15 protein-coding genes are annotated in these 15517 nt (G+C 66.0%); 4 read left to right on the forward strand and 11 right to left on the reverse strand.

Annotation, left to right across the window (positions count from 1 at the left end):
- Position 1: 1 nt before the first annotated feature.
- Positions 2 to 859, reverse strand: coding sequence for a flagellar motor stator protein MotA (gene motA, locus NFW30_RS12375; RefSeq protein ID WP_295351663.1), 858 nt, complete (start codon positions 857 to 859; stop codon positions 2 to 4).
- 256 nt (positions 860 to 1115) lie between these two features.
- Here motA and NFW30_RS12380 point away from each other — a divergent pair, with 256 nt between their 5' ends.
- Positions 1116 to 1679 carry an NUDIX hydrolase gene (locus tag NFW30_RS12380; protein WP_295351660.1) on the forward strand — a complete coding sequence of 188 codons (564 nt, stop codon included), beginning with the start codon at positions 1116 to 1118 and terminating at the stop codon, positions 1677 to 1679.
- Here the strand turns inward: NFW30_RS12380 and NFW30_RS12385 are convergent.
- The 10 genes from NFW30_RS12385 to NFW30_RS12430 all read right to left on the reverse strand — a co-directional run bounded on the left by NFW30_RS12385 (position 1657) and on the right by NFW30_RS12430 (position 10954).
- A complete protein-coding gene (locus NFW30_RS12385) occupies positions 1657 to 2421 on the reverse strand; it encodes a TonB family protein (protein WP_295372177.1) in 765 nt (254 codons plus the stop codon). The two genes, NFW30_RS12380 and NFW30_RS12385, sit on opposite strands and share 23 nt — an antisense overlap.
- 69 nt (positions 2422 to 2490) lie before the next feature.
- A complete protein-coding gene (locus NFW30_RS12390) occupies positions 2491 to 2631 on the reverse strand; it encodes a DUF3149 domain-containing protein (RefSeq protein ID WP_295351655.1) in 141 nt (46 codons plus the stop codon).
- Positions 2632 to 2646: 15 nt separating this feature from the next.
- Entirely contained in the window at positions 2647 to 3189 is a 543-nt protein-coding gene (locus NFW30_RS12395) for a FixH family protein (RefSeq protein WP_295351652.1), read from the reverse strand.
- On the reverse strand, positions 3186 to 4598 hold the full coding sequence (gene ccoG, locus NFW30_RS12400) for a cytochrome c oxidase accessory protein CcoG (protein ID WP_295351650.1): 1413 nt from the start codon (positions 4596 to 4598) through the stop codon (positions 3186 to 3188). The genes NFW30_RS12395 and ccoG overlap by 4 nt, the downstream gene beginning before the upstream one ends.
- Before the next feature lie 236 nt (positions 4599 to 4834).
- Positions 4835 to 5740: a cytochrome-c oxidase, cbb3-type subunit III gene (gene ccoP / locus NFW30_RS12405; RefSeq protein WP_295351646.1), complete on the reverse strand. Its 906-nt coding sequence runs from the start codon at positions 5738 to 5740 to the stop codon at positions 4835 to 4837.
- Complete coding sequence (locus NFW30_RS12410) at positions 5737 to 5931, reverse strand: cbb3-type cytochrome c oxidase subunit 3 (protein WP_295351643.1); 195 nt, start codon at positions 5929 to 5931, stop codon at positions 5737 to 5739. The genes ccoP and NFW30_RS12410 overlap by 4 nt, the downstream gene beginning before the upstream one ends.
- 4 nt (positions 5932 to 5935) lie before the next feature.
- Complete coding sequence (ccoO, locus tag NFW30_RS12415; protein ID WP_295351640.1) at positions 5936 to 6550, reverse strand: cytochrome-c oxidase, cbb3-type subunit II; 615 nt, start codon at positions 6548 to 6550, stop codon at positions 5936 to 5938.
- A gap of 13 nt (positions 6551 to 6563) precedes the next feature.
- The gene (gene ccoN, locus NFW30_RS12420; protein ID WP_295351637.1) at positions 6564 to 7991 is read right to left on the reverse strand and encodes a cytochrome-c oxidase, cbb3-type subunit I; all 1428 of its coding nucleotides are present in this window, start codon (positions 7989 to 7991) and stop codon (positions 6564 to 6566) included.
- 290 nt (positions 7992 to 8281) lie between these two features.
- Positions 8282 to 8491, reverse strand: coding sequence for a cbb3-type cytochrome oxidase assembly protein CcoS (ccoS, locus tag NFW30_RS12425; protein WP_295351634.1), 210 nt, complete (start codon positions 8489 to 8491; stop codon positions 8282 to 8284).
- Between the two features lie 6 nt (positions 8492 to 8497).
- A complete protein-coding gene (locus tag NFW30_RS12430) occupies positions 8498 to 10954 on the reverse strand; it encodes a heavy metal translocating P-type ATPase (RefSeq protein WP_295351631.1) in 2457 nt (818 codons plus the stop codon).
- Positions 10955 to 11048: 94 nt separating this feature from the next.
- Here NFW30_RS12430 and NFW30_RS12435 point away from each other — a divergent pair, with 94 nt between their 5' ends.
- Genes NFW30_RS12435 through lspA form a run of 3 tightly spaced genes read left to right on the forward strand, consistent with a single transcriptional unit; the run spans position 11049 to position 15290 of the window.
- Positions 11049 to 11972, forward strand: a complete 924-nt coding sequence (locus NFW30_RS12435; RefSeq protein ID WP_295351628.1) for a bifunctional riboflavin kinase/FAD synthetase — start codon at positions 11049 to 11051, stop codon at positions 11970 to 11972.
- Between the two features lie 8 nt (positions 11973 to 11980).
- Positions 11981 to 14809, forward strand: a complete 2829-nt coding sequence (ileS, locus tag NFW30_RS12440) for an isoleucine--tRNA ligase (protein ID WP_295372181.1) — start codon at positions 11981 to 11983, stop codon at positions 14807 to 14809.
- Positions 14796 to 15290 (forward strand): signal peptidase II, encoded by a 495-nt coding sequence (gene lspA / locus NFW30_RS12445; protein ID WP_295351623.1) that lies wholly within the window; start codon positions 14796 to 14798, stop codon positions 15288 to 15290. The genes ileS and lspA overlap by 14 nt, the downstream gene beginning before the upstream one ends.
- Positions 15291 to 15517 lie beyond the last annotated feature (227 nt).

A 15517-nucleotide genomic window follows, 5' to 3' on the forward strand; every position in this document is an offset into this window, starting at 1 on the left:
CCTACTTGCCCTTGCGGTTCTTGAGTTCCTCTTCCAGCTCGCGGAAACTCGGGCGGACATCGGTCGCCAGGGCCTTCCTGCCAAACTCGACGGCCACCTGCGGCGCATAACCCGACATCGACGCCAGCAGGACGACCTTGATCACCTGGTAGATCCTGGAGCCCTCGTGCGCCTTCTGCTCGAGCAGGCTGGCCACCGGCGAAACGAAGCCGTAGGCGATCAGGATGCCGAGAAAGGTGCCGACCAGCGCGCCACCGATCATCTTGCCGAGCACAGCCGGCGGCTCGCCCACCGATCCCATCACGTTGACCACGCCCATCACGGCGACGACGATACCAAAGGCCGGCACCGCATCACCCACCTTCGAGACCACATGACCGGGCGTCTCGACCTCGTGGTGGTGCGTTTCGATCTCGATGTCCATCAGGCTTTCGATCTCGATGGCGTTCAGGTTGCCGCCGACCATCATCCGCAAGTAATCGGTGATGAACTCGATCACATGGTGGTCGCCGGCGAGCGCCGGATACTTGCTGAAGATCGGACTCTCCTTCGGATTCTCGACATCGTTCTCGATCGACATCAAGCCTTCCTTGCGGACCTTCGCCAGAATCTCGAAGAGCATCGCCAGCAGGTCGATGTACAGCGTCCGGGTATACTTCGAACCCTTGAACAGGCTCGGCAGCGCGCCGATCGTCGCCTTGATGATCTTGATGTCGTTCGAAGCGACGAAGCCGCCAATCGTCAGGCCGACGATCGCCACATACTCGAGCGGCACCCAGAGTGCCGCCAGGCTGCCGTGAACCGCGTAGGTCCCCAGCGCCGCCGCCAGAATGACCACATAGCCAACGATCAGAAACATCCGCCCCCCCTTGTCTTGGCGCGTCCGCACGGTCCGGCTTCTCGAACCCGATCATAGTCGCGCATTGTAGCCACATTGCGCCGCCCCGGCATCGGCCAAAGGTCCTTATATTGGGCTCCGGCGACTCCCTTGCGAGCACTGCGCCGTGGGTCGCGGCGCAGCTGCAGGAGTCTGCAGGAGTGCCGGCAACGCCTCAGCGCAGACAAATCGTTTAAACTTGTGGCGTGCGCAGGCAGCACCCGAGGCAATCAAGAAGATGAAGCATTGCAGTGAATGTGGGGCAACGGTCGAACTGGTGATCCCGGCAGGTGACAGCCTGCCACGGCACGTCTGCCGGCAATGCAGAACGATCCATTACCAGAATCCGAAACTGGTGGTTGGCTGCATCGCCGAATGGCAGGACCGCATCCTGCTTTGCCGGCGCTCGATCGAGCCACGCCATGGGCTCTGGACCCTGCCAGCCGGGTTCATGGAGAACGGCGAATCGACGGCCGAGGCGGCGATTCGCGAAACGCTCGAGGAAGCCTGCGCACGCGTCGAGATCGAGCAGTTGTTCTCGCTCGTCAATGTGCCGCACATCAACCAGGTGCACCTCTTCTATCGCGCCCGCCTGCTCGACACCGGCTTCGCTGCCGGCGTCGAAACGCTCGAAACCGCGCTCTTTTGCGAACACGAGCTGCCCTGGCAGTCACTCGCCTTCCAGAGTGTCACCCTGTGCCTGCAGGCCTACTTTGCCGATCGCCGGCAGGGCAGGTTCCGCCTGCACGAAGACGCGATCGTGCGCCGCCAGGAGGCGCCTAGCGCGCATCGTCGAGCGTGAATTCGACCGGCAGCAGGATGCGAAAATCCCGCCCCCTGAGTCCCGCCGGAAGAAGCGTCGCGGTCGCAGCCTGTTCGAGCATCGCCACTGCCTGCTGATCGAGCGGGGCATGGCCGCTCGAGCGAGCCAGCGACAATTGTGGACGTGGTTGCCAGGCGCTGACGCTGACGGCCACCTCGACCCGTCCCTCCCAGCCACGCTCGCGCGCCAACGCCGGATAGCCCTTGAAGCGACGCGACGCGATCGCCAGGTCGATCCGGTACTGCCGCAGATCATCGGCACTGACTCCTGCAGACGGCGCGGCCGCAGCCGCACTGGCGTCCACCGCCGAAGTGCCCGGCGCTACCGCACCGTCACCAGCGGTCGTCACACCGCTCGCTGGCGGCGCGCTCGGCGGAGAATGTGATCGGCCCGTCCGCGGCGTTCGGGAATCGTCCGCGAAGGACGTCGCCGCCTGCTCGGGAACGGGCGATGCGGGCGCTGGCAAGCGCCGCGCCGCAGCCGCGGCGGGCCGCTCGCCGCCGGCCCCGCGGCGGGCATCCGGCGACGCAGCGGCGCTCTTGCTGCCTGCCCCGAGATCTCCGGACAACGGCGCCGTTTCGGCAATCACGGCGATGAGCGGCTGCCCTGCCATTGCGGACGGCCGCTGCGGCGGACGAAAGCCAGGCGCCAGCACACCCGCGTGCGCCAGCAGCGAAGCCAGCAGCGCGAACAGAATCCGCCGGCGTGCCGCGTCAGCCACGAAACCTCTTTCGCCGGCGACGCGCGCCGACAGCCCCCGCCAGTCCGCGTCGAGACGCTGCCTGTGCGCCTACCTGCGGCTCTGCGCCTCGTCCTCGCGTATCTTCCTGCTGAAGAAGCGAGCAAACCAGAACGACATGCCGACCACGAAGACGATCACGAACAGGCTCATCAGCCCATAATCGGTCGAAAAAAGCAGATCCCAAGCCATCTCCAAGCTCCTCTCTCAATTGGCCTGCGCCGCGGCCGTCGGCGGGCGCGCAGCCTGCAACTGCAATACCGTCTCCGGCCCGGCAACCCAATCGCCAACCAAGCGCCACTCCTGCCGCTCATCTTCCAGGACGACATGCCAGCGCCCCTCCTGCAGCCGCCGCAGCGGACCGCCATAGACGCGGCCGCCCTCGCCCCGCAGCGACAGGTTCTGATCCAGACCCGGACGAGTCGGGTGGGCGATGCGCAGAATCAGTGACTCCGGCATGCGGACGCCTTCGCTGGTCTGCAGCAGCACCCGTATGCGCTCGCCATTGCCGCCGAGCACCAGTTCGGCGCCGATCCCGAGATCCGCGGCTCGCTGATCGCGAGCCGTGCGCTGATTGATCCCCAGCCCTTCCTTGTAATAGTCGTCGACGACCAGCCCATCGTTGCTGACGACCGCGAGATAGGCGGTGGCCACACCGGCAATGACGACCACCAGCGGCCCGAGCATCAGCAGCCATGGCCAGGGCTCCCGGTACCACGCCTTTGCCGACGAGTTGGCGGCCCTGCTCATGGCTGGAAGAAACTCGTCTTCTCGCGCACGGCGATGTCCGGATCATCGTCGGCGCGAATCTCGAAGTGGACGACGTTGGAACCCTTCCTGCCGACGCCCGGCTCTGCGCGCACCGACAGCAGGAAGGTCTTCGACGACGCCGCCGGCACCTCGACGCTGCGCTCGCCGGCGATCTCGATTCCCTCCAGCCCGCTGACACCGACCGCGTAACGGTGGTCGGCTTCGTCGGTGTTCGAAATGTGCAGGCTGAAGACGTTCTCGGTGCGTCCGTCATCCGCCTCGCGCGACAGGGTCGAACGGTCACGCAGCACATCGACCTTCAGCGGCACACGATGCGCCAGGCTCCACACGGTCGCCACGATGATCGCCAGCAGGACGCTCGCGTAGAGCAGCGTGCGCGGCCGCAACAGGTGCGTCGCCATCTGCCGAGCCGTGTAATGCCGCGCCATGGCGTTCTCTGTCGAGTAACGGATCAGGCCGCGCGGTGAGCCGACCTTGTCCATCACCTGGTCGCAGGCGTCGATGCACGCGGCACAGGCGATGCACTCGAGCTGCAGGCCATTGCGGATGTCGATCCCGGTCGGACAGACCTGCACGCAGATGCTGCAATCCACGCAGTCGCCGAGCGGCGCCGACTTCACCGCCCCCCCCTTCCGGCGCGCTCCGCGCGGCTCGCCGCGCTCGGGGTCATAACTGATGATCAGCGTGTCGGGGTCGAACATGACGCCCTGGAAGCGTGCATAGGGACACATGTACTTGCACACCTGCTCGCGCAGGAAGCCCGCCATCATATATAGGAAAGCGGCGTAGAACAGGATCCAGAAGGTCTCCCACGGCCCGAGGGCGAATGTAGCGATCGCTGGCAGCAGTTCCCTGATTGGAGTGAAGTAGCCGACGAAGGTGATGCCGGTCCACAGAGCGACAAGCAGCCACAGAGCGTGCTTGGTGAACTTGAGACGAAACTTGCGCGCACTCATCGGCTGTGCGTCGAGCTTCATCCTTGCCGGCCGCTCGCCTTCGATCCTGCGCTCGATCCACATCAGGATCTCGGTATACACCGTCTGCGGGCAGGCGTAACCGCAGAACAGGCGGCCACCGACGGCAGTGACAAGGAACAGGGCATAAGCCGAGATGACGAGCAGGACCGCCAGGTAGATCACGTCCTGCGGCCAGAAGACCATGCCGAAGATGTAGAAGCGACGCTCCTCGATGTGGAAGAGAACCGCCTGCCGGCCGCCCCACTCGAGCCAGCAGAGCCCGTAGAACAGCGCCTGGGTGAAGCAGACCATCGCCCAGCGCCAGTTGTTGAAGATTCCCGTGGTGCTGCGAGCGTAGACGGTGCGATGCTTTTCGTAGAGCCCGTCGACGTTGATGGGGATTGCCTTGGCCTTGCTTGCCACCTGGTCCATGATTTCAGCTCCGATCCACTTGCGAATTACACCAAACTCTAATATTAGCTTGTGGCGTGAGAGCGAAATTGATCTGAATCAGTCACGATGCATCGGCAACCGCAGTCAGCGACTGGCGGAGAAAGCCCGGCGCTGGCAGCGCGCCGGAACGAACGGATCGGTAAGCCTGCGGCGGCGTTCCGCCCGGAAATGCAAGAACGGAGCGACGATGCGCTCCGTTCTTCAGCCATCAGGATCTACTTGCCGCCTGCGGCCTGGCCCAGGCTCAGGACGTAGGCTGCCAGCAGATGCACCTTCTCGTCGCCGAGGAACTCCTTCCAGGCCGGCATCTGGTTGTTGCGACCCTTGGTGATGGTCTCGATGATCGTCGCCTCGGAACTGCCGTAGAGCCAGACCTTGTCGGTCAGGTTGGGCGCGCCGAGCGCCTGCATCCCCTTGCCATCGGGACCATGACAGCCGGAACAGCCGGCGCTGTTGAACGCCTCCTGGCCCTTGGCGGCACGCAGCGAATCAGCGGGAAGACCCGACAGGGAACGGACATAGCTTGCCAGATCCTTGATCGTCTCGGCGCCGAGTTGGGCGTGAGGAGGCATGACGCCGTTGCGGCCGACGGCGATCGTCTCGACGATCTGCGCCGGCTCGCCACCCCACAGCCAGTCGCTGTCCGCCAGATTCGGAAAACCCTTCGAGCCCTTGGCATCGGCGCCATGACACTGGACGCAATAGGTCAGGTACAGGCGTTTGCCGGTTTCCATGCCGACTTTGTCCGCCGCCAGCGCCTTGAGGTCGGTCTGCAGGTACTTGGCATAGAGCGGCTTTGTCTGCTCGTCGAACCTCGCCATCTCCTTGGCCCACTGGCCGCTCGACGACCAGCCAAGAACCCCGGGGAAGCTGCCCAGCATCGGGTAGAGCACACTGTAGCCCAAGGCGAAGAACACCGTGATGTAGAACAGCCACATCCACCACTTGGGCAGCGGATGATTGTACTCCTCGAGGTTCTCGTCCCAGACGTGGCCGGTGGTGTCGAGCTTGGCTGGCGGTGGCTGGCTCTGTGTCCACAGCAGCACGCCACAGGCGATGATGCTCCCCAGTACGAGCAGAATGACATACCAGTTCCAAAACTGATTCACAAAATCGTTCATGATGCTTTCCTCTGTCCGTTGCGATCCAAGCCAAGTTCGATCCGATCAGCTTCCTCATCGGTGAACGGCAGCATCGCTGCTTCTTCGAAGCGCTTCCTGTTGCCCTTGACGCCGTAGGCCCACCAGACGATCCCGAGGAAGGTCAGCAGGGAAACGACGGTGACGATGGATCGAATGTCGTTGATGTCCATGCGCTCACCTGGCGTTCTTCAGTTCCAGGCCCATCCCCTGCAGGTAGGCAACGAGGGCGTCGAGTTCGCTCTTGCCTTCAAGCTGCTTCTTCGCGCCAGCGATCTCCTCGTCGGTGTAGGGAACGCCGACCCGGCGCAGGGCGCGCATCTTGCCCTCGATGGTGCTGGCGTCGGCCGGCGCCTTCTCGAGGAAGGCAAAGGCAGGCATGTTGGACTCGGGAACCACATCCCGCGGATTGATCAGGTGCACCCGGTGCCACTCGTCGGAGTAACGTCCACCGACACGGGCGAGGTCAGGACCGGTACGCTTCGAACCCCACTGGAAGGGGTGGTCATAGACGAATTCGCCGGCGACCGAATAATGCCCGTAGCGCTCGGTCTCGGCACGGAACGGACGGATCATCTGCGAATGGCAGAGAAAACAGCCTTCGCGGATGTAGACGTCGCGACCGGTCAGGCGGACCGGATCGTAGGGCTTGAGACCGGTCACCGGTTGGGTGGTGGACTTCTGGAAGAACAGTGGAACGATTTCCACCAGGCCACCGACGCTGACCACCAGCAGGGTCAGCACGATCATCAACGGAACGCTGCGTTCGATTGCATCTTGCGTGATCTTCATTGCTTCTTCCTTGTCAGGCGTGGTGGGCGGCAGGCACCAGGACGCGCGCGTCGTCGACCGTCCGTCCGCCAGCCATCGTCTTGAACATGTTGTAGGCCATCACCAGCATGCCGAACAGGAACAGGACGCCACCGAGGAAACGGATCGCCCAGAAGGGGTACGAGGCCTTGACCGATTCGACGAAGCTGTAGGTCAGCGTGCCGTCGGCATTGACCGCGCGCCACATGAGGCCCTGCATGACGCCGGCGATCCACATCGACGCGATGTAGAGCACGACGCCGATCGTTGCCACCCAGAAGTGCACGGTGATCAGCCTGACGCTGAACATCTCGCTCTTGCCGAAGAGCCTGGGCAGCAGGTAGTAGATCGCACCAATCGAAACCATCGCCACCCAGCCCAGCGCACCCGAGTGCACGTGGCCGACGGTCCAGTCGGTATAGTGCGACAGCGCATTGACGGTCTTGATCGACATCATCGGTCCCTCGAAGGTCGACATGCCGTAGAAGGACAGCGAGGTGATCAGGAACTTCAGGATCGGATCGTCGCGCAGCTTGTGCCAGGCACCCGAGAGCGTCATGACGCCGTTGATCATGCCACCCCACGACGGCGCCAGCAGGATCAGCGAGAACACCATGCCGACCGACTGCGTCCAGTCGGGCAGCGCCGTGAAATGGAGGTGGTGCGGGCCGGCCCACATGTAGGTGAAGATCAGCGCCCAGAAGTGCACCACCGACAGACGGTAGGAGTAGATCGGCCGCTCGGCCTGCTTCGGAACGAAGTAGTACATCATGCCGAGGAAGCCGGCAGTGAGGAAGAAGCCGACCGCGTTGTGACCGTACCACCACTGGATCATCGCGTCCTGGACACCGGCATAGGCCGAGTATGACTTGAACAGGGTGACTGGCGACGCGGCGCTATTGACCACATGCAGCAGCGCCACGGCCAGGATGAAGCCGCCGTAGAACCAGTTCGCGACGTAGATGTGGCTCACCTTGCGCTTGGCGAGTGTGCCGAAGAAGACGACCGCGTAAGCCACCCACACGAGCGTGATGAGGATGTCGATCGGCCACTCGAGTTCGGCGTACTCCTTGCCCGAGGTGATCCCCAGCGGCAAGGTCACGGCGGCGAGCACGATGATCAATTGCCAGCCCCAGAAGGTGAACGCCGCCAGCCCGTCGGAGAAGAGCCGCGTGTGACAGGTCCGCTGGACGACGTAATACGACGTGGCGAAGAGGGCGCAACCGCCGAAGGCGAAGATCACGGCATTGGTATGCAGCGGGCGCAGGCGCCCGAAATGCAGGAATCCGAGGTTCAATTCAGGCCAGACCAGCTGGGCGGCGATGATCACCCCCACCAGCATCCCGACAATCCCCCATATGACGGTCATCACGGCGAACTGCCGCACCACCCTGTAGTTGTATGTTGACTGAGTTTCCGACATGGACTCACCTCGTTCCTGATCAAGAAAACCGGTTTTCACCGCCCTGAATGCCCTTGTCCCGGGCACTGAATAAACGGATGCTATTCTAACCCGGGGGTGTCAAATTTGACACAGATCAACCACTGCGCACGAGCCACCCCCGCCTGCGGACAAAAAAAGGGGTGCGCCGAAACGCACCCGAAACCCCAACAGAGAAACATCCCTGGACGCACCGGGCGGCGAATCCCGAAACATTCGCGCCGGCGACGCGCGAATTATCCCCGCTCGACAGGCCGCCGTATTGACCTGCGTCAAGAGTCGCATGGATCGGCCGGCGACCGGCCTGGCCGCCCGTCGCCGGCGCCCGCCGCGGGTGGGGAACGGTCGTCATCCATCAGGATGCGGTACGCCGGCCCCTCCATGTCGTCGAACTGACCACTGCGCAGCGACCACCAGAAGGCAAGCGTGATCAGGAAGACCAGGACGACGGAAATCGGGATCAGCAGGTAGAGGGTCTCCATCGGCGATCAGCCTCCGCCAGTCTTCTGCAGCCGCAACGAATTGGCCACCACCAGCAACGAGCTGCCGGACATGCCGATGCCGGCCATCCATGGAGTGATGAAGCCGGCCATCGCCAGCGGCAGGGCGACGAAATTGTAGGCGAACGACCACCACAGGTTCTGCCGGATGACGCGCAACGCGCGGCGCGACACCCGGATGCCACGACGCAGGTGATCGAGGTTCTCCGACAGCAGCACCAGGTCCGCCTGCGTGCGCGCCAGCTCCGAACCACCCCCCATGGCCACCGAAACCTGTGCCTGCGCCAGAACGGGCGCATCGTTCACGCCGTCGCCCACCATCGCGACGACCGCGCCAGCGGCCTGCAGGCGGCTGACGTGGTCGTGCTTCGCCTGCGGCGACGCATCCGCCACCACTTCGTCGATCGCCAGACCGCGCGCGATGCGCCGGGCGACCGGCTCGCAGTCGCCGGTCAGGAGCACGACCCGCCGCCCGGCGGCACGCAGATCGGCCACCAACGCGGCGGCTTCCGGCCGCACCTCGTCACCAAGGCGAAAGAGGGCGATCCAGCCCCCCTCGTCGCCAAGGGCGATTACCGTGTCGCCACTGGCAAGAACGGCACTCGCCGATTCCGGCAACGGCTGGCCGTGCAGCGAGTGCACATACGCCGGCCGGCCGAGGCGCAGGCGGCGGCGGCCAAGGACCGCCGTCACGCCGCAACCCGGCTCGTTGCCAGGCGCCTCGACGGCGGGCAACGGGCAGCCGGCCGCCGCCACGCGCAAGGCCTTGCCAAGAGGGTGCTCCGACGCCTGCTCGAGCGCCGCTGCCAGGCGCAGGCACGAATCGGCGCTGTCGTCGGCGAGGGGCAGCACTTGCAGCACGCGCATCTCGCCGGTCGTCAGCGTACCGGTCTTGTCAAGGACGAAGTGGCTCGCCCGTGCCAGCGTCTCGACGGCATGGCTGCGGGTGACCAGCAGACCGGCGCGCGCCATGGCGCCACTGGCAACGGTCAGCGCCACCGGCGTCGCCAGCGACAGCGCGCAGGGGCAGGTGACGACGAGGACCGAAACGGTGATCCACAGCGCCTGGCGCGGATCGATGAAGCACCAGGCCAACGCCACCGCCGCGGCCAGGACGAGCAATGCGACGATGAAATGGCTGGCGATGCGATCGGCCAGTTCGACGATCCGCGGCTTCGCCGTCGCCGCCCGCTCCATCAGGCGGATGATCGCCGACAGCCGGGACGCCTCACCCACCCGCGTCACCTCGACCAGCAGTGGGCTCTCGACATTGAGCGCGCCACCGGTCACCGCCGATCCCGGACCCTTGTGGACCGGCGCGCTCTCCCCGGTGAGCAGCGATTCGTTGGCACTGCTCTCCCCTTCGAGCACCCTGCCGTCGGCCGGGATCGTCTCGCCGGCACGCACGAGCACCACCTCGCCGGGCTGCAGGTTGGCGACCAGGACCTGTTCCTGCTGCCGCCTGGCCGGGTACTCCGGCAGCCGGGTGGCGACCGCCGGCATCAGCCGGGCGAGCGCCTCGGTGGTGCTGACCGCCCGCTGGCGCGCGGTCATCTCGAGGAAACGCCCGCTCAGCAGGAAGAAGACGAACATCGTCACCGAATCGAAATAGACCTCGCCGCTGGCCGTCAGCGTCGCCCAGACGCTCGCCAGGAAGGCCGCGCCGACGCCCAGCGCGACCGGCACGTCCATACCCGCACGCCACAGTCGCAGGTCGCGCCAGGCGTTGGTGAAGAAGGGCGCCGCCGAATAGAAGACCACCGGCAGCGTCAGCGTCAGGCTGGCCCAGCGCATCAGCTGTTCGACCGCCGGCGTCATCTCGCCCTCGCCCGCCAGATAGACCGGCACGGCGTACATCATCACCTGCATCATGCCGAAGCCGGCGACGAACACCCGCCACAGGGCGCGGCGCCGCTCGTCGCGCGCGAGTTCCTCGCTCTTCGCCGGATCGTAGGGATAGGCGCGATAGCCGATGGCGGCGATCGCCGCCAGGATCCCGGACAGCCGGATCCGCCGCTCGTCCCAGCGGACGCGCGCGCGGCGCGTGGCGTAATTGATCTCCACCGATGTGACGCCTGCGAGTCGCGACAGGTGCTGCTCGTTGAGCCAGATGCACGCCGAACAGGTGATCCCTTCGAGGATCAGCGAGGCTTCGCGCTCGCACCCGCCCGCCTCGTCGGGCAGGACGCGGACGAAGCTCTTCTGGAAGTCGGCATGGTCGTAGAGCTGCAGCCCATCGACGATCGCCGGCATCGCCTCGCGCGGCGCGTCGGGCAGCGCATCGCGGGTACGGTAGTAGTCGCCGAGGCCGTTGTCGACGATCGCCTGCGCCACCGCCTGGCAACCGCCACAGCACATCGCGCACGGCGCTCCGTCGATGCGCGTGACGAGGTCGACGCCCGCCGGGATGGCCTGGCCACAATGGTAACAATTGCCGTTGTTCATCACCGCAACAGACGAGGAAAAAGGCGCCAGCGCCAGCCGGCGCGGCAGCAGGCCGGTTATAATCGCACGTTTTGTCCGCTCCCACTCGCGCCCGATGCTCGTCTATCGCGGATTTTCACAGACAGCGCCCAGCGCCACCGTCCTCACCATAGGCAACTTCGATGGCGTCCACCTCGGCCATCGCGCCCTGCTCGCCCGCCTGACTGCGGCTGCCGCCAGCGCCGGGCTGCCGGCGGCCGTCCTCACCTTCGAGCCGCATCCACGCGAGTTCTTCACCCCGCAGGATGCGCCGCCACGCCTGTCGACGCTGCGCGAGAAGCTCGAACTGCTCGCCGACGATGGCGTCGACCTGGTGCATGTCTGCCATTTCAACGCCGCCTTCGCCTCGTTGAGTGCTGCCGATTTCATCGAGCGGGTCCTGCTCGGCGCGCTGCGTGTGCGGCTGCTGATCGTCGGTGACGATTTCCGCTTCGGTGCCGGCCGCAGTGGCGACTTCGCGCTGCTCCGCGCCGCCGGCGCGCGGCTCGGCTTCCGCGTCGAGGCCATGGAAAGCATTACCCTGGATGGCGAACGCGCATCCAGTTCGGCGGTGCGCGACGCACTGCAGACCGGGCGGATCGAACATGCGGCGCGGCTGCTCGGCCGTCCCTATGCGATCGACGGCCGCGTCGTCCGTGGCGACGGCATTGGACGCCAGCTCGGCTTCCACACCGCCAACATCCGCATCAAGCACGAGCGCCCTCCGTTGCGCGGGGTCTTTGCCGTCGAGGTCCACGGACTGCCCGGCGGACCGCACCGGGGCGCAGCCAACCTCGGTTACCGGCCGAGCGCCAACCGGGCCGCGCGGCCCCTGCTCGAGGTCCATCTGCTCGATTTCAGCGCCGACATCTATGGCGCGCACCTCAGCGTCCGTTTCCTGCACAAGCTGCGCGACGAAATGAAATTCCCCGACTTCGACGCGCTGCGCGCCCAGATCGCCAGCGACGTTGCCGCCATCCGGGCCCTTTTCCAGTTGTGAGACCCATCATGTCCGACTACAGGAAGACCCTCAACCTTACCGACACCCCGTTCCCGATGCGCGGCGACCTCGCCCGGCGCGAGCCGCAGTGGGTCGCCAACTGGCAGGAATCCGGTCTCTACGAGCGCATCCGCGCGGTGTCGCAGGGCCGCCCGCGCTTCGTCCTGCACGACGGGCCGCCGTACGCCAACGGCGACATCCACATCGGCCACGCGGTGAACAAGATCCTCAAGGACATCATCGTCCGCGCCCGCACGCTGGCCGGCTTCGATGCACCCTACGTCCCGGGCTGGGACTGCCACGGTCTGCCGATCGAGCACCAGATCGAGAAGCTGCACGGCAAGCACCTGCCCGCCGACCGTGTGCGCGCCCTCTGCCGCGCCTTCGCCGGCGAGCAGATCGAGCGGCAGAGGAAAGACTTCATCCGCCTCGGCGTCCTCGGCGCATGGCAGCAACCCTACCTGACGATGGACTTCATGACCGAGGCCGACGAGATCCGTGCGCTCGGCCGCATCCTCGACCAGGGCTACCTCTACCAGGGGTTGAAGCCCGTCAACTGGTGCCTCGACTGCGGTTCGGCGCTCGCCGAAGCCGAGGTCGAATATGAGGACAAGAGCTCGGCGGCGATCGACGTCGCCTTCGAAGTGCACCCCAATCATGCCGCCAGGCTGGCCCGCGCCTGTGGGCTGAGCCACCTGCGCGGTCCGGCGTTCGCCGTCATCTGGACCACCACCCCGTGGACGCTGCCGGCCAATGAGGCGGTCTGCGCCCACCCGGATTTCGTGTACGACCTGATCGAGACCGGCAAGGGAGCGCTGCTCCTGGTACGCGAACTGGCGCCGTCGTGCCTGCAGCGCTACGGCCTGAGCGGCACGGTGATCGGCTCGGCGACAGGCGCCGAACTCGAGCAGCTGCTGCTCCGGCACCCCTTCCAGGCGCGCGACGTGGCGCTGATCTGCGGCCGCCACGTCACCCTCGAGGCCGGCACCGGACTGGTGCACACGGCGCCGGCACACGGCACCGACGACTACCTCGTGGGCAAGGTCTACGGCCTGCCGATGAACAATCCGGTCGCCGACGATGGCCGTTTCGTCGCCGGCACGCCGCCTCTGGGCAACGGCGAACTCGCCGGCAGGTCGGTCTGGGAGGCCAACCCGCTGGTCGTCGAGGAACTCGCCGGCAACGGCCGCCTGCTGCATTCGGAGACCATCCGCCACAGCTATCCGCACTGCTGGCGCCACAAGACGCCGATCATCTTCCGGGCGACGACGCAGTGGTTCATCGGCATGGAGCACCGCCCGCCGGCGCCGGCGTCGGCGCCGACGCACACCGGCGACGAGGAGCCGACGCTGCGCTGGCGAGCCGAACGTGCGGTCGACGCGACGCAGTTCTTTCCCGCCTGGGGACGCGCGCGCCTCGAGGCGATGATGCGCACCCGCCCGGACTGGTGCGTCTCGCGCCAGCGCAACTGGGGCGTGCCGCTGCCTTTCTTCCTGCATCGCCAGACGGGCGAACTGCATCCGCGCACCGCCGAACTGATCGAAGCCGTCGCGCAACGCGTCGAACGAGCCGGCATCGAAGCCTGGTTCGCCCTCGACCCGGCCGAACTGCTCGGCGACGAAGCCGCGCACTACCGCCAGATGAGCGACACGCTCGACGTCTGGTTCGACTCCGGATCGACCCACTCGAGCGTCCTGCGCGGCTCGCACCGCGACGAACTCGCCTATCCGGCCGATCTCTACCTCGAAGGTTCGGACCAGCACCGCGGATGGTTCCAGAGTTCGCTGCTGATCGGCTGCGCGATCGATGGCCGAGCCCCGTACAAGGCCCTGCTGACGCACGGTTTCGTCGTCGATGGCAAGGGCCTCAAGATGTCGAAGTCGAAAGGCAACGTCATCGCGCCACAGAAGATCGCCGATACCCTCGGTGCCGAGATCCTGCGCCTGTGGGTGGCGGCGACCGACTACTCGGGCGAACTGTCGATCTCGGACGAGATCCTCAAGCGCGTCGTCGAAAGCTACCGCCGCATCCGCAACACCCTGCGTTTCCTGCTCGCCAATACCGCCGACTTCGACCCCGCGCAGGACATGCCGGCGATCGCGCAGTGGATCGAGATCGACCGCTACGCGCTGGCGATGACGCGGCAGCTGCAGAGCCGGTGCGAGGCCGACTACGAGCGCTTCGAGTTCCATCGCGTCGTACAGGCACTGCAAACCTTCTGTTCCGAGGATCTCGGCGGCTTCTACCTCGATGTCCTCAAGGACCGCCTGTACACCACGGCTGCCGCCTCGCCCGCGCGCCGTTCGGCACAGGGCGCCCTGTGGCACATCCTGCAGTGCCTGGTCCGGCTGATGGCACCGATTCTCTGTTTCACCGCCGAGGAAATCTGGCAGCTGCAGAGTGGTGACCGCAACGATTCGGTGATGCTGCACACCTGGCAGCCGTTGCCGGCGCCCGCCGGCGAAGCGGAACTCATCGAGAAGTGGCGCTGCCTGCGCGACTGCCGTGGCGAAGTCATGCGCGCACTCGAGGAACTGCGGATCGCCGGCCGCATCGGCTCGTCGCTGCAGGCCGAGGTGCGCATCCACTGCGCTGGCGAGAAGTACGACACGCTGGCATCCCTTGGCGACGACCTGCGCTTCGTCCTCATCTGCTCGCAGACGACCCTCGTACACGACAGCCGGGAGGAACTGGTCTGCGCGCCGCTGCCGCACGCCAAGTGCGAACGCTGCTGGCACGTGCGCGCCGATGTCGGCAGGCATGCCGAGCACCCCGGGCTCTGTGGCCGCTGCCTCGACAACCTCTTCGGCGCGGGCGAAGAACGTGCCTTCGCGTAACATCGACCGCTGGCTCTGGCTGGCGGGTATCGTCGTCGTCCTCGACCAGATCAGCAAGTGGCTGGTCCTCGGCTGGCTGCGGCCGGGCGACAGCGTCTACTTCGCCCCATTCTTCAACTGGGTACTGGTCTTCAACCCGGGCGCCGCGTTCAGCTTCCTCTCGGATGCCGGCGGCTGGCAGCGCTGGTTCTTCACCGCGCTGGCGATCGCCATCGCCGCCTGGATCGTCAGCATCCTGCCGCGCCACAGCGGCGAGTTCCGGCTCTCGCTGGCGCTCACCATGATCCTCGGCGGCGCCGTCGGCAACGTCATCGACCGCCTGCGCTTCGGCGCCGTCGTCGATTTCATCCAGTGGCACGCCGCCGGCTTCTACTGGCCGGCCTTCAACCTCGCCGACGCGGCGATCTGCCTCGGTGCCGGGCTGTTGATCTGGGACCAGTTCGCCAGCGGCAGCACCCGAGGCCAGGGCAGCCCGCCCTGAGCAGGCGGCGGCCGCCGTGCCGCAGCCATTCCATCGCCACCACGCACGGGAAAACGCATGCCGCCCACCGCCACACCCGCAGCCGCCAGCGTCGATCGGGACAGCTACCTGACGCTGCACTACAGCCTCGCCGACCTCGCTGGCAACGAATACGTCAGCACCTTCGGGCTGTCGCCCGCCACCCTGCAGATGGGTAGCGGCCAGCTTGCCGAGACCCTCGAGGAGTG

The sequence above is a fragment of the Accumulibacter sp. genome (assembly GCF_023806635.1).
Taxonomy (GTDB): Bacteria; Pseudomonadota; Gammaproteobacteria; order Burkholderiales; family Rhodocyclaceae; genus Accumulibacter.